The organism is Plantactinospora sp. BC1 (assembly GCF_003030345.1).
Lineage (GTDB): Bacteria > Actinomycetota > Actinomycetes > Mycobacteriales > Micromonosporaceae > Plantactinospora.
In genome coordinates, this window is the sequence record NZ_CP028158.1 from 439,339 (window position 1) to 465,626 (window position 26,288).

General features: G+C 72.2%; 13 protein-coding genes. 10 read left to right on the forward strand and 3 right to left on the reverse strand.

The genetic code is table 11. The features are described 5' to 3' along the window. Positions 1-108 precede the first annotated feature (108 nt). The 3 genes from C6361_RS01725 to C6361_RS01735 are packed head-to-tail and all read left to right on the forward strand — an operon-like array spanning position 109 to position 2,708. On the forward strand, positions 109-738 hold the full coding sequence (locus C6361_RS01725; RefSeq protein ID WP_159079126.1) for a TetR/AcrR family transcriptional regulator: 630 nt from the start codon (positions 109-111) through the stop codon (positions 736-738). A 51-nt stretch (positions 739-789) separates the two neighbouring features. After that, a complete protein-coding gene (locus C6361_RS01730) occupies positions 790-1,527 on the forward strand; it encodes an SDR family oxidoreductase (protein ID WP_107259468.1) in 738 nt (245 codons plus the stop codon). Beyond that, positions 1,524-2,708, forward strand: coding sequence for a thiolase family protein (locus tag C6361_RS01735; protein WP_107266530.1), 1,185 nt, complete (start codon positions 1,524-1,526; stop codon positions 2,706-2,708). The genes C6361_RS01730 and C6361_RS01735 overlap by 4 nt, the downstream gene beginning before the upstream one ends. Positions 2,709-2,758: 50 nt before the next feature. Here the strand turns inward: C6361_RS01735 and C6361_RS01740 are convergent, their stop codons facing one another. Continuing rightward, complete coding sequence (locus C6361_RS01740; protein ID WP_234359265.1) at positions 2,759-3,937, reverse strand: peptidoglycan DD-metalloendopeptidase family protein; 1,179 nt, start codon at positions 3,935-3,937, stop codon at positions 2,759-2,761. A gap of 446 nt (positions 3,938-4,383) precedes the next feature. Between C6361_RS01740 and C6361_RS01745 the strand changes: the two genes are divergently transcribed. Further along, positions 4,384-5,163 carry a formyltransferase family protein gene (locus C6361_RS01745; protein WP_159079127.1) on the forward strand — a complete coding sequence of 260 codons (780 nt, stop codon included), beginning with the start codon at positions 4,384-4,386 and terminating at the stop codon, positions 5,161-5,163. Here C6361_RS01745 and ectB read toward each other — a convergent pair whose 3' ends face one another. Both ectB and C6361_RS01755 read right to left on the reverse strand, forming a co-directional pair. Next, positions 5,164-6,408, reverse strand: a complete 1,245-nt coding sequence (gene ectB / locus C6361_RS01750) for a diaminobutyrate--2-oxoglutarate transaminase (protein ID WP_107266532.1) — start codon at positions 6,406-6,408, stop codon at positions 5,164-5,166. After that, positions 6,405-10,472: a non-ribosomal peptide synthetase gene (locus C6361_RS01755; protein WP_159079128.1), complete on the reverse strand. Its 4,068-nt coding sequence runs from the start codon at positions 10,470-10,472 to the stop codon at positions 6,405-6,407. Before C6361_RS01755 ends, ectB begins: the two co-directional genes overlap by 4 nt. A 229-nt stretch (positions 10,473-10,701) precedes the next feature. Here C6361_RS01755 and C6361_RS01760 point away from each other — a divergent pair, with 229 nt between their 5' ends. The 6 genes from C6361_RS01760 to C6361_RS01785 are packed head-to-tail and all read left to right on the forward strand — an operon-like array spanning position 10,702 to position 26,269. Continuing rightward, on the forward strand, positions 10,702-11,940 hold the full coding sequence (locus C6361_RS01760) for an MFS transporter (RefSeq protein WP_159079129.1): 1,239 nt from the start codon (positions 10,702-10,704) through the stop codon (positions 11,938-11,940). Beyond that, complete coding sequence (locus C6361_RS01765) at positions 11,937-18,317, forward strand: non-ribosomal peptide synthetase (protein WP_107266535.1); 6,381 nt, start codon at positions 11,937-11,939, stop codon at positions 18,315-18,317. Before C6361_RS01760 ends, C6361_RS01765 begins: the two co-directional genes overlap by 4 nt. Then, complete coding sequence (locus tag C6361_RS01770) at positions 18,314-22,678, forward strand: type I polyketide synthase (protein ID WP_107266536.1); 4,365 nt, start codon at positions 18,314-18,316, stop codon at positions 22,676-22,678. The genes C6361_RS01765 and C6361_RS01770 overlap by 4 nt, the downstream gene beginning before the upstream one ends. Beyond that, positions 22,675-23,289, forward strand: coding sequence for a GNAT family N-acetyltransferase (locus tag C6361_RS01775; RefSeq protein WP_199853200.1), 615 nt, complete (start codon positions 22,675-22,677; stop codon positions 23,287-23,289). The genes C6361_RS01770 and C6361_RS01775 overlap by 4 nt, the downstream gene beginning before the upstream one ends. Continuing rightward, positions 23,286-25,055 (forward strand): non-ribosomal peptide synthetase, encoded by a 1,770-nt coding sequence (locus C6361_RS01780; RefSeq protein WP_107266537.1) that lies wholly within the window; start codon positions 23,286-23,288, stop codon positions 25,053-25,055. Before C6361_RS01775 ends, C6361_RS01780 begins: the two co-directional genes overlap by 4 nt. Then, positions 25,052-26,269, forward strand: coding sequence for a cytochrome P450 (locus tag C6361_RS01785; RefSeq protein WP_107266538.1), 1,218 nt, complete (start codon positions 25,052-25,054; stop codon positions 26,267-26,269). Before C6361_RS01780 ends, C6361_RS01785 begins: the two co-directional genes overlap by 4 nt. Positions 26,270-26,288: the final 19 nt, after the last annotated feature.

The following is a 26,288-nucleotide window of genomic DNA, read 5'->3' on the forward strand; positions in this document are numbered from 1 at the left end:
CACGATGCGCGGGAACTGCACTTCGCGCAAGAGCAGATCAGGAGAGGGCACCTGTCGGTGACTTCGCGGAGAATACTCGAGACCAAGTACCGGATCTCGGAAACGGCGATGGCCCTGTTCCTGGAGGAGGGGTACGCGAATGTGACCGTCGAAGCCGTTGCGGAGGCGTCGAGCGTGTCCCGCCGCACCGTCTTCCGGCACTTCGAAAGCAAGGACGAACTCGCGTTTCCGGACCACACCGAACGCATCAGGCTGGTCGAGCGATGCCTCCTGGAGTCGGCCCCCGACACGGATCCGGTGGAGGCCGTCATCGCGGCCACGGGCGAGTCGTTGCGTGACTTCCTCAGTCGTCCCGAACTCGTCCTCCGGCGATTCAAACTGACGCGTGTCGTGCCCGAGTTGCGCAAGCGGGAGGTCATCGAGCACGAGCGGTACGTGGCGCTCACCCGTTCGTTCCTGCGCGACCACCTCCCGGCCGACGCTCCGCCTTTCCAGTCGATGGCCCTGGCGGCGCTGATCGACGCGATCCACCGCTCCGCGCTCGGAAACTGGGTACGCACCGGCGGCGCGACCGACGCCGTCGCCGAGTTGGAGGCGGGCATGGAGTGGGTCCGTCGGCTCATGGTCCACCAGTCGACCTTCTCGGCCTCCCCGCTGCTCCTCGCGTTGCTCCCGGACACGCCGCAGACCCGTCGCGTCCTGACCTCACTGAAGGACGCGGCGGAGGAACTGTTCTAGTCATGGCGGACAGGAGGATCTAGTTATGGCGGACAGGAGGAGGAGCCGGAGTTGCCGAACCTGACCTTCGACTTCGCGGGGAGAACCGCGATCGTGACCGGAGCGGCGCGCGGACTCGGGATCGAGTTCGCCCGCCTCTTCCACGAGTCCGGGGCGACGGTCTTCCTGGTCGACGCCGACGCCGAGGCGGTCGCGCTGGCGGCGGAGGAGCTGGGCGCCGTCGGCGTCGCTTGCGACGTCACCAGCACCGAGGCCGTCGAGGCCCTGGTGCGGAGGGTGGTCGCGGCCTCCGGTCGCCTGGACATCGTCGTCAACAACGCCGGCATCCTCCGGGACCGTCGACTGTGGAAGCTCTCCGACCAGGACTGGGCCGAGGTGCTGGACGTCCACCTCGGCGGCACCTTCCGGCTGACCCGCGCCGCGGTTCCGGTGTTCCGGGAGCAGCGCTACGGCCGGGTCATCAACGTGACCTCGTACACGGGGCTGCGCGGCAACATCGGGCAGGCGAACTATGGCGCGGCCAAGGCCGGGATCATCGGCTTCACCAAGACCGCGGCCAAGGAACTCGCGACGTTCGGGGTCACCGTCAACGCCATCTCGCCCAACGCCGAGACACGGATGATCGACTCGATTCCCGCGGAGAAGCGTCAGGAACTCGCCGCCGCCATCCCACTCGGCCGGTTCGCGGCGCCGAGCGAAATGGCCACCACCACGGCTTTCCTCGCCTCCGAGGAGGCCGGTTACATCACCGGAGTCATCCTTCCGGTGGACGGGGGAATCTCGATATGACCGGGCCGGATCAGCGGATAGTGATCGTCGACGGTGCCCGTACGCCGGTCGGCAGGTACGGCGGGGTGTTCAAGGACACCCCCGCGCACGAGTTGGGGGCCGTCGCCGCCAGGGCGGCGTTGACGCGCTCGGCGGTGCCGGCCGAGGCGGTCGAGGAGGTCGTGATGGGCTGCGTCGGCCAGGTCGGGCCGGACGCCTACAACGCGCGTCGGGTGGCCATCGCCGCCGGGCTTGCGCCGTCCACCCCCGCCTACACCGTCAACCGGCTGTGCGGGTCCGGACTCCAGGCCATCTGGTCGGCGGCGATGGAGATGCGCTGGAACGGCCTCGACTTCGCCCTCGCCGGCGGTGACGAATCCATGACCCGGATGCCCTTCTACGACTTCGGGGCGCGCGCCGGTTACCGACTCGGCGACCGAGTCCTGGTGGACGGCACGGTTCTGATGCTCACCGATCCGTTCCAGCACATCCAGATGGGGATCACGGCGGAGAACGTGGCCGGCCGCTACCGGGTCTCCCGCGCCGACCAGGACGAGTTCGCCGCCGAGTCCCAACGTCGCGCCGCGACCCCGGCGGCCCGGGCGGCGTTCGCCGAGGAGATCGTTCCGGTCACCACCGGGGGACGCCACGGCGCCGAGGTGACGACCGACGAGCACCCGAGGCCCGACACGACCGTGGCGGCGCTGGCCCGCCTCCGCCCGGCCTTCAGGGAGGGCGGCACGGTCACCGCCGGCAACGCCGCGGGCATCAACGACGGTGCCGCCGCCGTCGTGCTCGCCACCCGGTCCGCCGCCGCCGAACGTGGGCTGAAACCCCTGGTGGCCATCGAGGCGGTTGCCACCGGTGCGCTGGAGCCGGAGATCATGGGCTACGCCCCGGTGGTCGCGCTCCGCAAGCTTTTCGCGCAGACCGGCACGGCGCCCGACGACATCGACGCCATCGAGTGCAACGAGGCGTTCGCGGCCCAGGCGGTCGCCGTGATCCGCGACGCCGACCTCGATCCGGACCGGGTCAACCCCTACGGCGGCGCCATCGCGCTCGGCCACCCTGTCGGCGCGACCGGCGCCATCCTCGCCCTTAGGCTGGCCAAACATCTGGTACGCAACGACCTGGAGCTCGGCGTCGTCACCATGTGCATCGGTGGCGGGCAGGCGCTGGCCGCGCTCTTCCGGCGGGTCTGACCGGAGCAGGACGCGGTCCGTCGCGTTCTCGGTGCCGGGCCGGTGCCGGCTCAGCACCAGCCGTTGACCGGCCCGTTCACCCCGGTCCAGAGGTAGGCGTCGGAGACCCAGGCGCCGTCGCTGAGTCGGTTCCACAGCGATGTGGTGCCGTACCGGCCGGTGTGGGAGGTGCCGTTGGCGGAGCACGAGACGGTGACCGTGGCGCCGTCGCCCACCGATCCCAGCACCGAGTAGCCGGTGCCGGGCCCGGACCGCTTGGTCAGCGTGCCGCCGCCGTTGGCGTCGACCACCGCCTGGTTGAGGCCGAGCGCGCCGTGGTTGTAGAGGCCGCCTCCGACGCCAACCCAGGCCGACCCGTGCCGGGCGCCGCCCTGGTACGCCCCGGCGCCGTTGACGAACTCCCACTTGCCGATGCCGTGGCCGGCGATTCCCACGTACGCGCTGTTCTGCCGCAGTCCGAAGTGCACGTGCCGACCGGTCGCCGCCCCGCCGCAGGTCACGTCGGTCCCCGTGTTGCCGAGGTACGTGCCCTGGCTGACGGCGGCGCCGTTGACCGAGATGCTGCTCCACAGGTGATAGTAGTCGGTGGAGTAGCCCCGGTCGTGGATCACCCGGATCCACCCCGTGCACATGGTGTACGCCGTACCGGCCCGTGCCGCGCGGACCACCTGGTCACCGCCGGCCAGGTCGATGGAGCTGTACGGCGTCTCGTAGCCGCCCCAACCGTGCGGTCCGCTGGTCATCGTCCACGTCTGGCCGACCGCGAACGGCAGGGCCATCCCGGTCCGGTAGTCACCACCCGCGAACCTGGGGCTCGGGGTGCTGCCGAAGACGCTCTTCTCCTGGCTGTTCACCACGGGCGACTCGGCGGCCAGCTCGGTGAACCCGGCTTCACCGTCGAAGCTCACCCGCCACGTCCCGGCCTCGGCCCGGGCGATGAAGATCGCGCCGGTCGGGTGGACGTCCCGCTCGTGGGAGGTGAGAGCCACGGCGGTGCCGAAGGCCCACTGGCCGTGCCGGCGGGTGACGGTCACGCGGGTCTCGGAAGCGTCGGTGTGCTCCGCCGCCGCCGTGGCGCTGACCTGCCCGCGCAGCTTGGCGGCCACGGCGTCCTCGACGCTCGCCCCCAGCGGGTCCGGTGCGGGTCCGGCGTGGGCGGCAGTGCCCGTGATCAGGAGATTCGCCGCCAGCAGGGCCGGGGCGACCGCGGTCCATCGTCCGATCTGCACCACTGACGACCTCTTCCATCGAGGAACATCGCTCTGGGTAGTGCTGACGATAGGCAGCGCAGCGAAACTTGTCTACACTTCCTCGGCACGTTGGCGAAGGTAATCTTCAGACCGTCCCGGCCACCCGCCCCTGCCGGCCGGCGCGTCGGCGGTCCACCGTCGGTGATCTCGTCCACGACCGAACCACGGCTCACCGACGCCGGTAAGGTTGCCGCCGGGATGATGAAACGGGATGAAAGGGCAGCCGTGGGATCGGGGTTCGTCGAGGCCGTCGCTCGGCCGTGGCCGACGTCCGCGCTCACCCGTACCCCGGCAGGGTCGGGAGACCGGTCCCGGTCCTCCCGGACCCGACGCGTAGCGGTTGCGTGCCGACCGCGAGCAGGCGAGCGGACCGGTTCCGGTGCGCACCGGACGACGACCGGCACCACGAGGGGAGAGGGCGCCCCGTGAGCCAGCCGCCCGACGCGGTCCCGTTTCGCGTGCCCGGCCGTACCAGCCCGGCCGAGCTGCGCTACGTCTACCTGAACCTGCGGGACCATCCCCGGGGCCAGCTACAGCTGGCGGCCCTGGTCGCCGCCGGATTCGTGCCGTGCCTCGTGGTCGACGAGGACTCCCCGCTGGCCGAGGCCGGGCGTTCCGGCCAGCTCGCGGAACTCAGCCAGGTGGCGGGGTACGCCGAGCCGGAGCCCACCAGCGAGTTTTGCCGGCGGCACGGCATCGCCCACCGGACGGTCGCCGACCACAACGACGAGACGACCGTCGAGCTGCTGCGGACCGCCCGGGCCGACCTCGTCGCCCTCGGCGACACCCGGATCCTCAAACCGCACATCCTGACGCTGGCTCCGCACGGCATCGTCAACGTGCACCCCGGGTACCTGCCCGAGGTGCGGGGCAACCATCCGTATCTCTGGGCGATCATCCACGACCTGCCGCAGGGCGTCAGCGTGCACCTGATCGACGCCGAGGTGGACCGGGGACCGCTCCTGCGGACCCGGCGGGTGCCGATCCCGGACGGAATCGGCCTGCCGGACCTGGTCCACCTGCTCAACGAGGAGTGCGCGACGCTGCTGGTCGAGACGATGCGGCAGATCGTCGACGGTACGGCGACGCTGATCCCACAGCCCGGCGACGCGCGCCTGACGTTCCGGCAGGCGCGTCCGGAGATCCGTGAACTCGCCCGGACGATGTTGCGGGAACGCGCCACGGCGCCGGTCGCCGGGCGGTGATCACCCGGCGGCCCGGGTGGCCTCGGCCAGGATCGCCAGACCCTGGCCGAGTTCCTCGGTCGAGGCGGTCAACGGCGGCAGCAACTTGACCACCTCGGCGTCGGCGCCGGAGGTCTCCACCAGCAACCCCCGATCGAACGCCTCGGCCGCGACCTTCGACGCCCGTCCCGGCGAGGCGAAGACCACCCCGTGCACCAGCCCCCGGCCCCTGGTCGTGATCCCGGCCAACGGCTCGGTGAACTCCCGCAACGCGTCCGCCAGCCATTCGCCCTTGGCGCGTACCTGTTGGGCGAAGCTGTCGTCGGCCCAGTAGTGCCGCAACGTGGCGGCCGCCGCCGCGAAGGCGAGGTTGTTGCCACGGAAGGTGCCGTTGTGCTCGCCGGGCGCCCAGACGTCCAGGTCGGGACGGATCAGCGTGAGCGCCATCGGCAGCCCGTACCCGCTGATCGACTTGGCCAGGCAGACGATGTCCGGGACGATTCCCGCCGCCTCGAAGCTGAAGAACGTACCGGTCCGGCCGCATCCCATCTGGACGTCGTCCACGATCAGCAGCACCCCGTGGCGCCGGCACGACTCGGCCAGCGCCCGCAGCCACCGGGGCCGGGCGACATTCACCCCGCCTTCGCCCTGCACCGTCTCGACGATGACGGCCGCCGGCCGGTCCGGGCCGCTGCCGGTGTCCCGCAGCATCCGCTCGAACGCGGGCGGTCCGCCGCTCCCGACGTCGTCCCGGTCGTCGTCGTACGGGAGCACCGTGACGTTGCCGAGCGGCACGCCGGCCGCGTGGCGCTTGGCGGCGTTCCCGCTGACCGCCAGGGCGCCGAGCGTCATGCCGTGGAAGGCGTTGCCGAAACAGACGACGTCCTGCCGGCCGGTCACCTTGCGGGCCAGCTTGAGCGCCGCCTCGACCGCGTTGGTCCCGCCCGGGCCGGGCAACTGCACCCGGTAGTCCAGGTTGCGCGGCCGCAGGACCAGCTCGTGGAAGGTCCGCAGGAACTCGCGTTTGGCCACGGTGTCCATGTCCAGCCCGTGCACGATGCCGTCGCCGGCCAGGTAGTCCAGGACGACCCGCTTGAGGACCGGATTGTTGTGCCCGTAGTTGAGTGTCCCGGCGCCGGAGAAGAAATCGAGATAGGGCCGCCCGGACTCGCTGTAGATCCAGCTTCCGGCGGCCCGGTGGAACACCGTCGGCCACACCCGGCAGTAGCTGCGGACGTTCGACTCCAGCTCGGTCAAGGCGTTCATCGTGTCCCGTCCGGGGTGCCGGCTGAGCCGAGGGTGGTGGCCAGGGCGGAGGCGAGCTGCCCGACGGCCGGCTGGTCGATGATGGAGAAGTGGGTCGCCTCGACCCGGTCGATGCTCACGCCACCCCGGGTGAAGCGGCCCCAGTCGGTGCGGGTGACCAGCCCCCGGTCCAGCGAGTCGCCCGCCCAGGTGACCCGGAGCGGCGCGTCGACGACCGGCGGCCGCCAGGCGCTGAAGAGCCACCGGTGCAGCGCGGCGACCACGGCACGGGCACCGAGCGCGTCCGCGTCCGGTGTGGTGGTGCCGGGCCAGAGCCGGGCAGCGGTGGCAGCGATCCACCGGCCGCTCTCCCGGGCGATCCCACGGCTGTCCTGACCCGCCAGGCGTACGGTCAACTCGCGCACGTCGTCCGGGCCGGCGGATGCGGCACCCGCCGGGGCGAGACTGGCGAGGACCGCCGCCGCCCCGGCGGGCCAGTCGGGGTCCGGGGCGCGCTGGGCCGTGACGGCTGCGACACCGGAGTCCCACAGCGTCACCGACCGCACGGTGACGTTGCGCCGCTCCAGGGCGGCGGCGGTCGCGTGGGCGAGGAGACCACCCAGCGACCACCCGGCCAGATGGCACCCGCGCCCGTCGAGGCTCCGCGCCACCTCGGCGGCGTACGTCTCGATCATCTGCTCCGGATCGGCCCACGTCGTGCCGTGGGTGACGTCGGTGTGACCGTCGAAGACCGCGTAGACCGCCCGGTCCGGCGGCAGGGCGTCGACCAGGTGGCGATAGACGAAGACGTCGCCGCCGAGCGGGTGCAGCAGCACGAGCGGGGTGTCGTCGGCGACGTCACGCAGCGCCAGCACGGTGCCTCGGACGGGCCCGGGAGTCGGGGCCGGATCCGGCGAGTCCGGCACCGCTCGGCCGGCGAGCCGGGCGGCCAGCAACCGGGGCGTCGGCGCGTCGACGAGATCGGCGTAGGTCATCGTGGCGCCCAGTTCGTGCCGTACCCGGGCCACCAGCCGGGCGGCGAGCAGGGAGTGACCGCCCTGGGAGAAGAAGTGGGCGTGCGCGTCGAGTTCCGTCGTCTCCAGCAGGTCCGACCACTGCCGACACAGCCAGGACTCGGTCGGTCCGGCCGGCGGTTCCGGCGCCTCGGCGCCGCCCGTGGCCGTCTGCTCCCCGGTCGCGGCGAGCGCTTCCAGCGCCCGGTGGTCGATCTTCCCGATGATCGTCACGGGCATGCGGTCTAGGAGGTGGATGCGGGCCGGAACCATGTAGCCGGGGAGGAAGGCCCGCAGGTGGTCGGCGAGGGTGGCGGCGCTCACCGGCGCGCTGACCGTGACGAAGGAGTGCAGCGCCGGTCCTCGCCGATCCTGGTGGTCCACCACGATGGTGACCGCCGACCGTACGGTCGGATGGGCCAGCAACCGGGCGGTGATCTCGCCGAGTTCGACCCGGTTACCCCTGATCTTGACCTGGCTGTCGAACCGCCCGAGGTACTCCACCACGCCGCCCTTGGCGATGCGCACCCGGTCTCCGCTGCGGTAGACCCGCAGCGGCGTCCCGCCCGGCCCCCACGGCCGGGTGGGGAAGGCCGCGGCGGTGAGATCGGGCCGGTTCAGATAGCCCGCGCCCACCCCGGCACCCGCGATGTGCAGCTCTCCGACCGCCCCGTCGGGCAGCAGCCGCCCCTGCGCATCGGCGACGAAGAGTGCCACCCCGGGCAGTTCCCGGCCGATGACCGGGCGCTCCACCGCCGGGACGACCTCCTGGAAGGTCGAGTTGACCGTGCACTCGGTGGGCCCGTACACGTTGAACACCCGCAGCTGAGCGGCGTCGGCGAGCGGTCGCCACATCGGGGCCGGCAGCGCCTCGCCGCCGGTGACGAGCCGGCGCAGCGCCAGGTCCGGACGGGTGAGCAGGCCCGCGTCGACGAGCAGTTGCAGGTGCGGGGGGATGCACTCGAAGAGCGTGATGCCGGTGCTGGCGACGTAGTCCAGCATCGCGTCGGGGTCGAGTCGGACCGCCGCCGGGATGATCACCAGGCTCGCGCCGCCGAGCAGGGCGAGGAGCTGCTGCACGCTCACGTCGAAGATCAACGGGGCGTTCAGGGAGGCCACCTCGTCGTGCCAGTCGTCGATCCCGTACGTCTCACGCAGCCCGGCCATGAAGTTCAGCATGTTGGCGTGGGTCGTGACGGCGGCCTTGGGCAGACCGGTCGTGCCCGAGGTGTAGATGGCATAGGCGATGTCGGCCGGATCGGTACGCCGGTCCCGGACAGCCTCCGGCCAGCCCTCGCCGACGACGAGGCGGGGATCGAGCACCTCGGCCCCGCAGGCGTCGAAGCCGGCCGGCCCGCACACGACGCCCAGCCCCGCGTCGGAGATCATGTGGCGTCGCCGGTCGGCCGGCAGGGCGGGATCGATGGGTACGTAGGCACCGCCGGCCAGCCAGATACCGAGCACCGCGACGATCGAGTGCACCGAACGATCGGCGATCACCCCGACGTACCGGCCGGGCCCGACCCCACGCAGCCCGGCGCCGACCCACTCCGCCCGGCGTACCAGTTCGGCGAAGCCGATCGACTCGTCGGCCGAGCGCACCGCGACCCGCCGGTCCCCGATCGCGGCCAGTCGACGGATCGCCTCGCTGGTGACCACGATGTCGTCGCGCGGCGGTCCGGCGGCGTGCCGCCGGCACTGCTCCTCGGCGGCCGGCGCGTCCAGCAGCGCCAGCGCCGACACCGGCTGCCCGTCGTCACGGGCGCCGTGGGTGACGACGGTGAAGACGGCCTGTACGAAGGCAGCCACCAGCGGCTCGTCGAACAGCGAGGTGTCGTACTCGACCAGCAGCCGCAGCCCGGCTCCGTCCCGCAGGAAGAAGAGTGCGAGGTCGAACTTGGCCCGCCTGTCGTCGAGGCTGTCGACCCGCGCCGACACGCCGCCCCAGAGCCGTACGTCGGACTCCGGGGCGTCCTGCAACTCCAGTGCGATCCGGAAGGGCGGACCGGTGCCCAGCGCCGCGACAACCCGGTCGAACGGCACGTCGTCGTGCGAGAGCGCGTCGCCGACGGTCCGGGCGGCACGGCTCACGGCCACCCGGAAACTCGGGTCGTCGCGAAGGTCGGTGAACAACGCCACCGTGTTGACGAAGAAGCCCAGAGCCGACTCGAACTCCGGCGCCTTGCGGTTGAGCGTCGTCGTGGCGAGCGCCACCGCCGGCTCCCCGCTGAACCGTTGCGCCACTGTCTGGACGGTCGCCTGGAGGACCGCGAACACGCTGACCGTCGGGTCGGCGGTGAACCCGGCGATCGCCGCGGCGGCCGGGGCCGGAACGGCGTAGCTGACGGTGGCGGCCCGGCCGCTGTGGGTCTGCCCCAGCGGTGCGGTGGCCAGCAGGGACGGCGGCGGTGCCGGCGGCAGGGCGCGTTGCCAGTAGTCGAGCTGCCGGGCGACCAGCTCGTCGGTGAGCCGGTCGTGCTGCCAGCGGGCGAAGGTCTGGTACTGGGTGGGCTGGTCCGCGGGATCCCAGGCGCCGCTCGCCGCGAAACCCTGGTACGCCTCGGTCAGCTCCCGCTCGAAGATCGCCATCGACCAGCCGTCGGTGGCGATGTGGTGCATGGCCAGCAGCAGCACGTGGTCGTCGTCGGCGAGCCGCGCCAGGCAGGCCCGCAGCGGTGCCTCGGTCCGCAGGTCGAACGGGCGGTGCAGGAACTCCCGGGCCGCCTCCCTGACGCCCGCGTCGCCGAGCCCCGCCGGCCAGCCGACCGTCTCGCCGAGCATCGGCTCGGGGTCCAGTACCAGTTGCCGGACCGTGTCGCCCGCGTCGACGAAGACGGTCCGCAGCACCTCGTGCCGCGCGACGAGCGCGGTCAGCGCCCGACCGAGCGCGTCGGTGTCGAGGGGCCCGCGCAGCCGGATCAGCCGGGAGACGTTGTAGGCGTTCGAGTCGCGGTCGAGTTCCTGGTCGATCCAGAGGCGCAGCTGGTTCGGAGCGATCGGGTCGAGCAGCTCGACCAGGCGTGCGAACTGGTTCTCGTCGAGGGTGGCGAGGAATGCCTCGGCCTGCGTCATGCTGGTGCGACTTCCGGATGGGGGCGGGCTGGACGTGGCGGGAACGGCCGCGCCGAGCCACCGGTCACAGATTGACCTATCTGCGACACCGCGAGCACGCCGGAGAGAGATAGTGTGAGATTTGTCTATGCGTACGTGACCGTCGTCTTTGGGTAGGGTCCAGGTTCGTGCCCGCTGCGGCGCCATACCCACAGAAGATCTTCGAGCTGTTGCGGGGGACGGGTTGAGGGTGACCGCGCGTGGTCGCTGGTTTCTGGGTGCGAGCTTCCTGTCGTCTCTGGGCGACGTGCTGGTCGTGACCGCGGTACCGTTCGGCGTCGGCTCGGAGACCGGGCGTATCCAGTTCAGCGTGGTGTTCTGGCTGGTGCCGGCTCTGGCCGTGCTCGTCGCCAGTTTCGCCGGAGGGCACCTCGCCCGGCGCGTCGGGACCGCGCGGCTCGACTACGCGATGCTGCTGCTCGGCATCGCCGCCGTCGAGGTCATGATCTCGCTGCTCACGCTCTGGCTCCGAGGAACCCTCGAAACACTGATCCTCTCGATCGTCTTCGTCGCGCTGTACGCCTTCGCGAAGGAGGGCATCCCCCGGCTGTTCTACCAGGTCGCCGTCTACCGGTACTTCGTGGACGGTGACGAGTACGGTCGTCTGGCCGGCATGAAGGCCGGCCTGGACATCGCCGCCGCCCTGGTGGCGACGGTGGTGGCGGCGGCCATCGTCGCCACCAACACCTGGCGCTACGCCTTCCTGTTCGACGCGGTCACCTTCGTCGTCCTGGCCGCCACGCTGTGGTTCGCCGGCCGTGACGCGGCGCCGGAGCGACCCGCGCCGACCGACGACACCGGCGAACCGGCCGCCGCACCCCGGGTCAGCCCCGCGCTGCGCACCGGCCTGATCGCCGTGCTGGTGGCCATTCCACTGTTCCACGGGGTCAACGCCGCGTTCGTCAACTACCTGCCGTTGCTCAACAAGGAATTCGGCGTGATGGCGGCCAGCACCAGCATCCTGCTCCTCGCGGTGCTGCGCCTGCCCGGCATGCTGCTCGGACTGGCCTACGACCGGGTGCGGCGCTGGGCCTCGCCCCGGACCTGGGCGACGGCGCTGCCGATCGTCTTCGTCGCGATGGCCGCCACCTACCTGATCCAGCCCAACGTCTGGTCGGTCTACGGGCTGCTCTTGCTCGGCGGCCTCAACATCGGCGTCTTCGGCCCCTCCGACGCCGTCATCCGCAACCAGATCCCCGGCCCGTACCTCATCGGCTTCAACGTCATCGTGCTGCGCTGGCTCGGCGTGTTCCAGGCGCTGGCCTGCGTGGGCGCGATGCTGGTCTTCACCTACGGCGGGATGAACACCGCCTGGCTCGGCGGCATCGTCGCCGCCGCCGTGATCGGTGGCCTGCTGCTGCCCCGGGTACACGCCCGGCACCCGGTGCTGGCCCGCACGGCCGACGAAGAGACCCGGGTGACGGTGTGAGCGCGCCCGCCGCCGACGGCGTGCGGCCCGTCGCGCGTACCGCCGACGGGTACCCGGTCTCCTTCGCCCAGGAAGGGTTGTTGCTCGCCGACCAACTCGCCGGCGGCGACCCGTCGTACAACATCCCCTGGTGCCTGCGCCTGGAGGGAAGCCTGGACGTCGCCGCCCTGACGACCGCCCTGCGGACGCTGGTCGGCCGCCACGAGGCACTCCGGACCAGCTACGAGTGGACCGGGACGAGCTTCCGGCAGGTGGTCGCGCACCCCGACGGCACGTTCCTGGACGTGCCGGTGACCGACGTGGACGGGGAGGCGACCGCGGAGCGGGAAGCCGTCGCCCTGCTGCGGGAGCCCTTCGACCTGACCGGCGGGCCGCCGCTGCGCGCCCGACTGCTGCGGGTCGCCGACGACGAGCACGTGCTGGTCTTCAGCGTGCACCACATCGCCTTCGACGGCTGGTCGCTGCGACTCTTCGGTGCGGAACTCGGCGAGGCGTACGCCGCCGCGCTCGCGGCACGGCCCCTGCGGCTGCCCGACCCCGGCCCGCAGTACGTGGACTACGCCGTATGGCAACGTAACCTGCCCGATCGTCATCTCGACGCGTCCCTGCGCTGGTGGCGCGAGCGGCTCGGCGGGGCCGCGACGGTCAACCTGCCCCTGGACCATCCGCGTGCACCGACCCCGCGACACCGTGGCGGCGTGCTGCCCTTCACCATTCCGGCGGCCGTTGCCGCAGACCTGCGGCGCCTCGCCCGGGCCGCCCGCACGAGCGACTACGTGGTCCTGCTCGCCGCGTTCCTGGTGCTGCTGCACCGCTACAGCGGCCAGACCGACCTGAGCGTCGGTACGCCGGTGGCCAACCGCGACGTGGACGGACTCGACGAGGTGGTGGGCTTCTTCGTCAACACGCTCGTGCTCCGCGTCGACCTCGCCGGCGACCCCAGCTTCACCGAGCTGGTCGACCGGGTACGGGCCGTCGTGACGGAGTCGATGCGCCATCAGGAGGCTCCGTTCGAGCGCGTGGTGGCCGAGGTGAACCCGCGACGCGATCCGAGCAGCACGCCGTTGTTCCAGGTGCTGTTCGGCATGGGACTGCCCGAGACGCCACCGGCCGCCTGGGCAGCCAGCGGACTGCGCGCCCGCCCGCTCGGCTGGACACATGGCCTGGTCAAGTTCGACCTGACGATCACGGTCAATCCCCGTCGCGACGGGTCCGTCGACGGACTGTGGCAGTACGACGCCGACCTGTTCGAGGCGTCGACCGCCCGGACGATGGCTGAGCAGTTCGTCCACCTGGCCACCGGGCTCGCCGACGACGCCACCGCACCGGTCAGCCGGACCCCTCTGCGAGGACCGGCGGAACCGGACCGTCCCGGCGCGGACGTCACCGCCGAGGACCTCGACGTGACCGTGCACGAGCTGATCCTCGCGCAGGCCCGCCGCACGCCGACGGCGGTGGCCGTCGCCCAGGGCGACGCACGGATCAGCTACCGGGAACTGGACCGACGCTCCGCCGCGCTGGCCGCCAGCTTCGAGGCCGGGCAGGAGATCATCGGTCTCTGCCTGCCCCGCTGCCCCGACAGCATCGTGGCGCTCCTCGGCATCCTGCGCAGCGGCGCCGCCTTCCTGCCCCTGGATCCGGAGCTACCGGCCGAACGGCTGCGACTCATGGTCGAGGACGCCGGTGTACGCACCGTGGTGGTGCACGACCCGGCGGTCGTGGCCGGTCTGGACGTCGAGACGATCACCCTGGACGCGCTGCCGGACGCGGCGCGGCCGGTCCCGGCGCCCGGCCGTGCCGACGGGTTGTGCTACGTCATCTACACCTCCGGCAGCACCGGGCGGCCGAAGGGCGTCGCGATCGAGCACCGCAGCCTGGTCCACTACGTCCGCAGCCTCGGCGAGGTGCTCGGCGCCGCCGGCATCGACCCGTCCGGGGCGAGCTTCGCGACCGTGTCGACGCTGGCGGCCGACCTGGGCCACACCAGCGTCTTCGGGGCGCTGCTCAACGGCGGATGCGTGCACGTCCTCGACTACGGCACCGTCACCGACCCGTACCGCTTCAGCTCCTACCTGGGGCAGTACCGGGTCGACATCCTCAAGATCGTGCCGACGCACTTCGACGCGCTGCGGCGCGGTGCCGCCACGCCCGAGGCGGTGACCCCCCGCCGGGCGCTGATCTTCGGTGGCGAGACCCTCACCACCCGGCTCGCCGAGGCGGTCGCCGCGCAGCCCGGGGCACCGGCCGTCTTCAACCACTACGGCCCGACCGAGACCTGTGTGGGCGCGCTGATGGGGCGGTTCACCGTGGACGGCGACGCCGCGGCCACCGTACCGATCGGTCGGCCCCTCGGCGCCACCCGGATCGCGGTCCTGGACCCGGCGGGCCGGCCGGTGCCGCCCGGGGCCACCGGCGTGCTGCACATCGGCGGACCGGGACTCGCCCGTGGCTATCTGGGGCGCCCCGACCTGACCGAACGGGCCTTCGTCGCCCTCCCCGACGGCCGCTACTACCGGACCGGCGACCAGGTCCGCGTCCGACCCGCCGGTGACCTGGAGTTCGTCGGACGCGCCGACGACCAGGTCAAGATCCGTGGGTACCGGGTGGAACCGGCCGAGGTGCAGGCCGTCCTGGACGGCATGCCGGGAGTCGCGCAGTGCGCGGTCCTGCCCGTCCGCTCCGGCGACGAGACGACCGCGCTCGCCGCCTACCTCGTGCCGACGCCGGGCACCGACGGCGAGGCCCTCGGCCCCCGCCTGGCCGACGCCCTGCGCGAGGTCCTGCCCGCCGTGCTGATCCCCGCCTTCTTCGTGGCGGTGCCGGAACTGCCCCGCACCCGCAACGGCAAGGTCGACCGCGCCCGGCTGCCCGTACCGCCCACCGACGCGGCGCCAGTTTCCACCGCCCCGGTGAGCCCCGAGGAGCAGAGCCTGCTCGCCGTCTGGACCGACCTGCTGGGCCGGCCGGTCACCGACCCCGACCAGGACTTCTTCGCCGCAGGCGGCAACTCCCTGCAACTCATGCGGCTCGTCGGCCGGATCAGGGACACCCTCGGCGTGACGCTCTCCGTGCGGGACTGCTTCACCGCCCCCTCCGTACGGGCGATGGCCGCCCGCCTCACCGCCACCGGAGCGCCGACCGGCCCGGCGCAGGTCGTCCGCACGGTCCCGCGCACACCGCACGGCCGCTACCCACTCTCGTTCGCCCAGGAACGGCTCTGGGTCCTCGACCGCATCACCGGGACGAGCACGGCCTACAACGTCCCCTGGTGCCTGCGGCTGCACGGCGAGCCGCGCATTCCGGACCTGCTCCGGGCGTTGCGCTCGGTCGTCGACCGGCACGAGGTGCTCCGCACCCGCTACGTGTCGACGCCCGACGGGCCACGTCAGGTGATCCAACCGCCCGGCGGCGCCTTTCCCGACCTGCCCGTCGTGCGGGTACGCGACGAGGCGGCCGCCGAGGAGGAGGCCCGGGAGTTCCTCCGGCGGCCCTTCCGGCTCGACGAGCAACCGCCGATCCGCGCCATGCTGCTGCGGCTCTCCGCCCGGGAGCACGTCCTGGTGGTGTGCGTCCACCACATCGCCGTCGACGGCTGGTCGGTCGGCATCCTCGACCGGCACCTGGCCCGGGCCTACCTGGACGCCCGCGAGGGCCGCCCGCTGGCCGGCGATCCGGCCGGCCACCAGTACGCCGACTACGCCCGCTGGCAGCGTGACCGCGACGCCGGGCAACTCGACGACTCGGTACGCTGGTGGAAGCGGCAGCTCACCGGGCTGCAACCCCTGCGGATGCCCTTCGACCGGCCGCGCCCCGCGGACGTCGACCGGCCGGCGCGCACCATCGCCTTCGACCTGCCGGCCGATGCCGCCCGGGCGCTCCGGCACGCCGCCCGCACCCACGGCACCAGTCCGTTCGTCGCCTGCCTCACGGTATTCCTGGTCCTGCTGCACCGCTACAGCGGACAACAGGACATCGCGGTCGGCACCCCGGTCGCCAACCGCGACCGGGCGGAGTTCGACGAGGTCGTCGGCTTCTTCGTCAACACGCTGGTGCTGCGGGCCACGGTCACCGGCGACGACACCTTCGGCACGCTGCTGGAGCGCGTCCACGGCGTACTCGCCGACGCGCTGACCCACCGGGACGCACCGTTTGAGCGGATCGTGACCGAGGTCAACCCGGTCCGTGACGTCGGGCGGACACCCCTGTTCCAGGTGATGTTCGGGATGGAGCTGCCCGGGGTCCGGGACTCCCGGTGGACCGCCGGTGACCTGCGGGCCGAGACCCTCCGGTGGAGCCACGAGACGGCCAAGTACGACCTCTCGGTCAGCGTCGAGGACCACCCGGACGGATCCCTCACCGGTACCTGGCAGTACGACACCGCCCTCGTCGGCGACGCGACCGCCTCGGCTATGGTCGGCCACTTCCGTCACCTGGCCGCGACCCTGGCCGGCGACCTCACCTGCCCGGTCGCCCGGGCCCGGATGCTCGACGACGTCGCGTGGGACCGGATGGTCCGAGCCGAGAACGACACCGGCACGTCCGTCCCCGACGCGCAGGCCAGCGTCGGGGAGTTGATCCTGCGAGCCGCCCGCTCCCACCCCGGGGCGCCGGCGCTGCGGCAGGGTCGCCGCGAGATCAGCTATCGGGAACTCGACGACTGGTCCGGCTCGGTCGCCGCCCAACTCCGCCCGGGACCGGGCCTCGTCGGCATCCTGATGCCGAGGGTGCCGGAGAACATCGTGGCCCTGCTCGCCGTCCTACGCGTCGGCGCCGCCTACGTCCCGCTGGATCCGACCCTGCCACCGGCGCGGCTGCGTTTCATCATCGAGGACGCGGGCATCGACACGCTGCTGCTCGACGCCCCGGACCTCGACCAGCGACTGCGTCCGGCGGTCGACGGCCTCGACGTACGCCTGGTCGACGTCCGCGCCGCGGCCGACGGGCCCAGGGCGGCGGTCAGCACGCCGGGTCCGGGCGGTGACGCGCTGTGCTACGTCATCTACACCTCCGGCACCACGGGTCGACCCAAGGGCGTCCTCGCCCACCACCGGGGCGTGCTGAACTACCTCTCCTGGGCCTGCCGGGAGTACGGCCTCACCGCCGGGTCCCGGGTCCTGCTGCACTCACCACTCACCTTCGACCTGAGCGTGACCACCACACTCGCCCCGCTGACCGTGGGCGCGGTGATCGAGATGACCGCGGGTGACGACCTCGACGGGCTGATCACCGCGCTGCGCGACACGGCGGCGCCGTACCAACTCGTCAAGCTGACCCCGGCCCACCTGCGGGTGCTCAACGTCGCCCTCGCCGCGGAGCTGGAACAGCGCACCCTCACCCGGTGCCTGGTGGTCGGGGGCGAGGCCCTGCCGTCGGAGCGGGTACGACCCTGGCGGCGATCCCGGGTGATCAACGAGTACGGCCCGACCGAGACCGTTGTCGGCTGCACCGCGCACGAGGTGACCGACGGCGACGGCGAGGGCGACGTGCCGATAGGTCGACCGATCGCCAACACCGCCAACCACGTACTGGACCGGTATCGGCAGCCGGCGCCGGTGGGGGTTCCCGGTGAGCTGTGGGTGGGCGGTATGGGCGTGACCCTCGGCTATCTCAACCGGCCCGGACTCACCGCCGAACGGTTCACTCCGGACCCGTTCGTCCCCGGCGCCCGCCTGTACCGCACCGGCGACCTGGCCGTACGGGACACCGACGGGCTACTGCACTACCTGGGCCGCACCGACGACCAGGTCAAGATTCGCGGGTACCGGGTCGAGCTGGCGGAGGTGGAGAACACCCTGCGGACGCTCCCCGGCGTGCTCGACGCGGCCGTCGTGCACGATCGGCACCGGGACGTCCTGCTGGGCTATGTGGTCGCCCCCGGGCAGGACACCGAGGACATCCCGGGCGCACTGCGGGCGATCCTGCCCGAATACATGGTGCCGGCCGGTGTCCAGGCGCTGCGCCGGCTGCCGTTGACCGCCAACGGCAAGCTCGACCGGGCCGCCCTGCCCCGTACCCCGTCGGTGGTCGCGCCCTCCGCGCCGGTGCCGGGCAACGCCGGCGCCGAGGAGATCGTCCTGCGGCTGTGGGCGGAGCTGCTCGGTCGCACCGACCTGGGCCGGCACGAGAACTTCTTCGACGTCGGCGGCCACTCGCTGCTGCTGGTCCAGCTGCATGCGCGGCTGACTCGCGCATTCCACACCGACGTCGCCCTGTTGGACCTGTTCCGCAATCCCACCGCTGCGGCGATGGCGGCGCTGATGCGCCCATCCTCGACACCGCAAGGGCCGGTGGCGGCGTCGGCGCCGCTGAACACCGACCGGCGGCAGGACCGGGCCAACGCGTTGAACAGTCTGCGCAGGAGAAGGAACGGCGCGTGAGCGAACTCGACATCGCGATCATCGGGATGGCCGGGCGATTCCCCGGGGCCGCCCACGTGCAGGAGCTGTGGCAGGCGGTCACCGAGGGCCGGGCCAGCGCGACCACCTTCACCCGCGACGAGTTGCTGGCCGCCGGGGTCCCGCCGGAGCTGGCCGACCAGCAGGGCTTCGCGCCGGTGCGGGGCGTACTCGCCGACGCCGACCGGTTCGACGCCGCGTTCTTCGGCTACTCGCCCCGGGAGGCCGAGTACATCGATCCGCAGCAACGGGTCTTCCTGGAGGTGGCCTGGAACGCCGTCGAGCACGCCGGCTACCGGCCCGACGGGTTCGTCAGGCCCGTCGGCGTCTTCGCCAGTTGCAGCCAGAACACGTACCTGGAGGCCGTCGGCGGCCGAGGCGGCGGCGACTGGACCGACGGGCTGCTCGTCGGGATCGGCAACCAGATCGACTTCCTGAGCACCCGGGTGTCGTACAAGCTCAACCTGACCGGTCCGAGCCTGACGGTGCAGACCGCCTGTTCCAGCTCGCTGGTCGCGATCCACCTGGCCGTGCAGAGCCTGCTCTCCGGCGAGTGCGACTTCGCGCTGGCCGGCGGGTCGGCGATCCGCTTCCCCCAGGTCGGCGGTCAACTGCACACCGACGGCGGCGTCTACTCACCGGACGGGCGGTGCATGGCGTACACCGTCGCGGCGCGGGGGGTCTTCAGCGGCAACGGTGCTGCCGTGGTCGTCCTCAGACGCCTCGACGACGCCCTTGCCGACGGCGACCACGTGCACGCGGTCATCAAGGCGTCGGCGGTCAACAACGACGGCCGGGAGAAGATCGGATTCAGCGCACCCAGCCAGGCAGGTCAGGCCGCAGCCATGCGGTCGGCGCTGGAACTGGCCGGGGTGGCACCGGGAGCCGTCGGCTACGTCGAGGGGCACGGCACCGGCACACCGCTGGGTGACCAGATCGAGATGGCCGCCCTGCGCAGCGTGCACGAGGTTCCGGGGCGCGGGGCGAGATCGTGCGCGGTGGGCTCGATCAAGAGCAATCTCGGGCACCTCGACGCGGCCGCCGGAGTCACCGGCCTGATCAAGGCCGCGCTGGCGGTCCGGGACGCGGTGATCCCGCCGCAACCGCACCCGGCCGAACCCAGCCCGGCGCTGGTCGACGGGGCGAGCCCGTTCTACCTGGCGACCGAGGCCGAGGCGTGGCCGACCCCCGGCGAGCGGGTCGCCGCCGTCAACTCGCTCGGGCTGGGCGGGACGAACGCGCACGTCGTCCTGGCCCAGCCGCCCGAGGCCCCGGCACAGCACACCGCGTCGACCGGCCTGGCCGGGTACTTCCTGGCGCCGGTGTCGGCCACCGGGGCGTCGGCACTGCAACGGCAACGACTCGCCGTCGCCGACGACCTCGACGCGGTGGACCACGGGCGTTTCCACCCGGCCGACGTCAGCGCGACGCTGCTCGCCGGCCGCAGCGTGCACCGGCACCGTGCGGTCGCGATCGGCCGGGACCTCGACGAGCTGACCCGGGCGCTGCGCGGGCCGGACCTGACGCACGACGAGGGCGACAGCACCGCCCAGGAGGTCGTGTTCATGTACTCCGGCGGCGGGACCCAGCACCTCGGGATGGCCCGGGAGCTGCTCGACACCGATCCCGTGTTCGCCGCCCACCTGGCCGAGTGCCGGTCCGTGTTCGCCGAGCGTACCGGTATCGACCTGGTCGACGACATCCTGCGGCGGGACGCCGACTTCACCGACCCGGTGATCGGGTTGGGCGCGACGTTCCTGCTACAGGTGGCGATGGCCCGCACCCTTGTCGAGCGCGGTGTACGCCCGCGCCGGCAGATCGGGCACAGCCTGGGTGAGTACACGGCGGCCGTGGTGGGCGGAAGTCTGTCGCTGCCCGACGCCGTCGGGCTCGTCGTGGCCCGTGCCGAGCTGCTGCGGGGTATCGAGGGCGGCATGCTCAGCGTCTACGCCTCGGAGGACGCCCTGCGCCGCTCGGGCGTCCTGCACCGGGTGTCACTGGCTGCGGTGAACGCTCCGGACATCTGCACGCTCTCCGGCTCGCGTCCCGCCATCGAGGAGGTGGCCGCCCAACTCGCCGCCCAGGGCGTGGAGTGCCGGATGGTGGCGATCGGCACCCCGGGACACTCCTCGCTGCTGGATCCGATCCTCGACCGGTTCGCCGAGGTCGTCCGCGGCGTCACGTTCAACGTGCCGGCCATCGGCTGGATCTCCAACCTCACCGGCATCGAGATCACCGAGGCCGACCTCGCCGATCCGGGCTACTGGGTGCGGCACCTGCGGCACACCATCCGCTTCACCGACGGGGTGACGACGCTCCTCGACGCCGGTATGGAGGTCTTCGTCGAGATCGGCCCCAGCCGGGTGCTGGGCGCCTTCGTCCGCGCGACGGCCGGTGGCCGCCGGGTGCGCACCGTGCCGACGATGCGTCACGCCGACGAGCCGGTCACCGAAGGCTTCGCGTTGGCCCGTTGCTTCGCCCAGCTCTTCGCCGCCGGGGTGACGGTGGACCCCGCGCTGCTCTACGGACGCCGGTGGCGGCGGGTACCGATGCGGGGGTACCGCTTCGCACGCACCCGACACTGGGCGGCGCCGGCACCGGCGTTGTCGTCCGGCACCGGCGTGCTGGCCGACCCGGACGCCTGGCTCACCGCACCGACCCTGGCCCGGCTACCCCGCCTGCGGCGGCGACCGCGGCTGGCGGGACGGTCGATCGTGCTCGTCGGGGCGGCATGGCCGGGCGCCGAGGGAGTGCGTCGGGCCGCCGCCGCGCGAGGTGGCACCGTGCTGACGCTCGGCGAGCTGGCGGAGTCGACCGGCCGGGACGGCGACGTCCAGCTGGTCGTCACACCGGGGACGGCCGCCGCCGAGGCGATGGCGGTGCTCGCCGCTGCCGTCGCGGCGGCCGGGAAGCGGCCGTACCCGTCGGTCACCGTCCTGACCGCCGGGGCCTTCGCGGTGGGCGACGAGCAGACCATCGGGTACGGGCCACGTGAGCTGATCGCCGCCGTGCGGGTGTTCGCGCAGGAGTACGCCGGGCTGCGGTGGCAGTGCGTCGACCTGGCCCCGGCCGGTGAGGACGCGGACGCCGTACTCGACGAGATCGCCGAACCGGCCGACCACACGATCCGGGTGGTCCGCGGAGCGCATCGCTGGCGGCAGCTGCTGACCGGTGGCGCCTGTGATCCGGTCCCCGCCGTCGGCACCGCCTTCCGGCAGGGCGGCAGCTATCTGTTCACCGGTGGCCTCGGCCGCTTCAGCCTGCACCTGGCCCACCACCTGTGCACCCGGTACCGGGCCCGGGTGGTCCTGGTGAGCCGTCGCGGCGCCGCCACCGGGCTCGATCCGTCGACCCGGGCGGCCTTCGACCGGCTCCGCGCCGACCACGCCGAGCGGGTCGAGATCGAGCGGTGCGACGTCACCGACGTCGCCGGCCTCACCGCGGTCGTCGACCGGCATCCCCGGATCGACGGCATCTTCCACGCCGCGGCCGCCACCGCCGGGGCCTCGATGCGGGTACTCTGCGACCGGCTCACCGACGGCGACTTCGCCGAGCAGGCCGCCGCCAAGCTCGGTGGCGCGGAGGCGCTAGCCCGGGCGATGACCGGCCGCGACTTCGACTTCTGCCTCTCCTTCTCCTCCAACGCGGTCTGGTTCGGTGGCCCGGGCCTGGCCGCCTATGCCGCCGGCAACGCGGTGTTGGAAGCGTTCGCCGAGCGGCGATGGTCGGCCGGGGACACCCGGTGGCTGACCGCGGCGTGGGACGGGTGGCGGCTGCCGGACGAGCCGCCCCCGGCCGTGCGGACCGCCCTGGACGCCCTCGCGCTGGCGCCCGGCGAATCCGTGGCGATGGTGGAGGCGATCGTCGCCGGTGCCCGTGGACCGGTGACGGTGGTGTCGAAGGCCGACGTGACCGAGCGGGCCGCCCGGTGGATCCGCGACAGCGCCTCGGCCTACGCGACGGCGGATCCGCCACCCGAGCCGGTGCCGGGCACCGGGACGCCGGTGATGTCGAGCGAGCCGCCCGCCGACGAGCTGGAGACGACGATCGCGGGGATCTGGCACGACGTGCTCGGCACCAGCGGGATCGGCCGGCACGACACCTTCTTCCACCTGGGCGGGCATTCGCTGATGGGACTGCGCATGCTGAGCCGGGTCAACGAGACCTTCCGGGTCGAGCTGCGCTACGTCAACCTGATGGAACTCGACACGGTCGCCAAGCTGGCCGACTGGGTCAGGCGGCAGAGAGCGGCCAAGGCCGATCCGGGCCCGCCGCCCGTACCCGTTCCGACGCGTAGCCGTACCCTTTCCGAACTACGCAGGCTGGTGACCGAAACCCCATGAGCCCTCTGCTTCGGTTGCGTACCCCACGCCTGCTCCTGCGCGATTTCGACCCGTCCGACGAGGCGGCGGTGCACGCCTTCGCCGGCGACCCGGTCGTCACCCGCTACACCGACTGGGGCCCCAACACCCCCGCCGAGAGTGCGGCGTTCGTGCGTGGCTGCGTGGCGCAGGCCGCCGACCCGCACCGCACGGCCTTCAACCTGGCGGCGGTGGCCGACGGCGTGCTCGTCGGATCGGTCGCCGTCTGGGTGGAGAACGTCACCCACCGCCGGGGCGAGATCGGCTTCGTCTTCCATCCCTCGGTCTGGAACCGGGGCTACGCCACCGAGGCGGCGCGGGAGCTGGTCCGGTTCGGCATCGCCGAACTGGGCCTGCACCGCATCTCCGCGACGTGCCATCCGGAGAACATCGGCTCGGCCCGCGTCCTCGGCAAGGCCGGCCTGCGCCAGGAGGGGCGGCTGCGCGACCACCTGCTCGCCCGCGGCCGCTGGCGGGACTCGTTGCTCTTCGCCGTCGTCGCACCGGGCGCGGACGAGGCCGCCTCCGGTCTCCGGTCGCAGGACGAGACGGCGTTTCGCTCTTCAGACCCTGCAACCGGGAGAACGCTGTGACAGCCAACCAGAGCAACGGCACGCTGGTCGATCTCTTCACCCGGTCCCGGCGACGTCACGGCCAACGGCCGGCCGTCGGGGACGGCACGACCACCCTCTGCTACGACGAACTCGACCACCGGTCGGACGCGGTGGCCGCGCTGTTGCGCAGCCACGGGGTGGGCACCGAGGACCGGGTGGGCGTCTGCCTGCCCCGCTCGGTCGACTTCGCCGTCGCGGTGCTGGGCATCCTGAAGGCTGGTGCGGCGTACGTCGCGGTGGATCCCCGCTATCCGGACGCCCGCCGGGGCCAGATGCTCGTCGGCAGCGGCGCCGACGTCGTCCTGGGTGACCCGTCCGCCCGGCCGGCCGGCGTCACGGCGACGTTCGTGTCGATCTCCGACTGGTCCGGCTTCGCGGGTCATGGCGTCGACCAGCCGCCGCTGCCGGAGAACGCCGCCAGTGTGCTCTTCACCTCCGGTTCCGCCGGGGAGCCGAAGGCGATCGTGCTCGAGCACCGCAACCTGGTCTCCTTCGCGACCAATCCGAGCCTGCCGCGGCTGGGCCCGGAGGACCGGACGGGACAGATCTCCAGCGTCTCCTTCGACGCCTTCCACTTCGAGATGTGGAACACCCTCGCCGCCGGTGCGCAGCTGGTGATCCTGCCGGCGGTCCCGGATCTGCTCGCGGCGGATTTCCAACGGCAGATGAAGAGGTACGGCATCACCGCCATGCTCGTGCCCACCATGGTGGTCAACCACGTGGTGCGGGAGGATCGCGAGGCGTTCGCCTCGTTGCGGGTCCTCGCCGTCGGCGGTGACGTGCTGCAACCGGCCGCCTGCCGGGCACTGCTGGAGAGCCGCTTCGACGGCGACCTCTACAACCTGTACGGTCCGGCCGAGATCACCACCGCCTGCACCGCGCACCTGGTCACCGAGGAGGACGTCGCCGCCGACGTCGTACCGATCGGCACGCCGCTCGCCGGCGTGACCGTACGGCTGCTCGGCCCCGGCCTCGACGAGGTGCCGGCGGGCGAACGCGGTGAGATCGTCGTCGGCGGACCCGGCCTGGCCCGTGGCTACCTCGGCCGCGCGGATCTGACGGCGGAGCGTTTCGTGACCGTCCAGATCGACGGCACACCGGTCCGGATGTACCGCACGGGCGACCTGGCGCGGCGGCGTGCGGACGGAACGCTGCTGTTCGTCGGCCGGGTCGACGACCAGGTGAAGATTCGCGGTTACCGCGTCGAACCCGGCGAGGTCGAGCAGGCACTGAGGCGGTACCCGGAGGTGCAGGACGCCGTGGTGCTCGCCGGTGGCGAGGGCGACGGCCGCACGCTCGTCGCCTTCGTGGCCCTCGCCGACGCCCTGAACGTCAAGGATCTGCGTGGTCGCGTCGAGCGCGATCTGCCGGACTACATGGTGCCGAGCCGCATCGTCATCCTCGACGAGATCCCCTTCACCCAGCACGGCAAGCGGGACGTCGTGGCGCTGCGCGCCGAACTCGAGCGTCAGGACGCCCGTGCCGAGGGCGTCGTGGCACCGCGGACCGAGACCGAACGGTACCTGGCGGCGCTCTGGGAGGAGCTGCTCAACATCGAGCAGGTGGGCCGCGACGACGACTTCTTCACCCTGGGCGGCCACTCCCTGCTCGCCTTCCGGATGAGCCGACGGATCAGCCGTGAACTCGACGTCCGGCTCCCGTTCAACGAGATCCTGGACAACGCCACCCTGAAGGACCTCGCCGGGGAACTCGACTCGGCGCGTACGGCCGGAGCCGTGCAGTGACCCGGGGGGCGGGCACCGTCGACCTCACCGATGTCGACGTGTTCGTCGCGGGTGGTCACCCGGCCGTCTTCGCGCACCTGCGCGCGCACGACCCGATCCATCTGAACCAGGGCGCCGACGGCAGCCGGTTCTGGGCACTGACCCGGTACGAGGACGTCCTGTGGGCGTACAGCAGCCACGAGCTGTTCGGCTCCACCCGGGGTGCCATCGTCGGCGGTTCGTTCCGCAGCGAGGAGGACACCTCGGCCGGGAAGATGCTGGTCTCCACCGACCTGCCCCGGCACCGGATGCTGAAGCAGATCATCCATCCCGCCATGTCGACCAGCGTCGCCAAGCGGGTCGCCGCCCGGGTGTCGGTGCTCCTGGACGACGCGCTGGCGCGGCTGCGCCGGAACGGGGGCGGCGACTTCGCCACCGAGGTGGCCACCGAACTCCCCGCTGGCGCGCTCATGGAGATCATGGGGTTGTCGCACGAGGAGGCGCACCATCTGATCGGCCTGACCCGACGCATGGTGGGCTACCGGGACGAGGTGTTCGTCGAGACCGGCGGGGACGAGCGGTTGCGTCTGGCCTGGTTGCAGGCGGAGATCTTCGAGTTCTTCACCGACGTGGTGGCCGCGCGCCGCCGTGACCCGGGCGAGGATCTGATCACGATGCTGCTGCACGGCACGGTCAACGGACGGAAGCTGACCGAGGAAGAGGTCTTCTACAACTGCATGAACGTCGCGGTCGGTGGCAACGAGACGTCGTCGTACACCGGGTGTACCGGTCTGCTGGCGTTGCTGGACCATCCCGATCAGTACGACCTGCTGCTGAGCCGGCCGGCGATCGGGAGCACGGTCGTCGACGAGATGCTCCGCTGGAGTTCGACCAACGCATACGTCCAGCGCGTCGTGCTGCGCGACGTCGAGCGCGGCGGTGTCACCTTCCGGGCGGGCGAGTCCGTGACGCTGTGGAACTACTCGGCCAACCGCGACGAGCGGGTCTTCGCCGACGGCGACCGGTTCGACGCGACCCGGTCCCCGAACCGGCACCTCTCCTACGGAGCGGGGCTGCACCGGTGCGTCGGCGCCCCGGTCGCGCAAGCCGAACTGTCGCTGCTCGTGGAGAAGATCGCCGCCCAGGGGCTGCGACTGAAGCTCGCCGGGGACGTCCGCAGGCTCCGGTCCAACTTCATCCTCGGCGTCACCAGCCTTCCCGTGGAACCCGTCTGAGGGCGCTCGTGCCTGACCC

Coding starts and splice junctions, on each gene's coding strand:
- C6361_RS01725 (WP_159079126.1), top strand. CDS start 109: ATGGCCCTGTTCCTGGAGGAGGGGTACGCGAATGTGACCGTCGAAGCC.
- C6361_RS01735 (WP_107266530.1), top strand. CDS start 1,524: ATGACCGGGCCGGATCAGCGGATAGTGATCGTCGACGGTGCCCGTACG.
- ectB (WP_107266532.1), bottom strand. CDS start 6,408: ATGAACGCCTTGACCGAGCTGGAGTCGAACGTCCGCAGCTACTGCCGG.
- C6361_RS01755 (WP_159079128.1), bottom strand. CDS start 10,472: ATGACGCAGGCCGAGGCATTCCTCGCCACCCTCGACGAGAACCAGTTC.
- C6361_RS01775 (WP_199853200.1), top strand. CDS start 22,675: ATGAGCCCTCTGCTTCGGTTGCGTACCCCACGCCTGCTCCTGCGCGAT.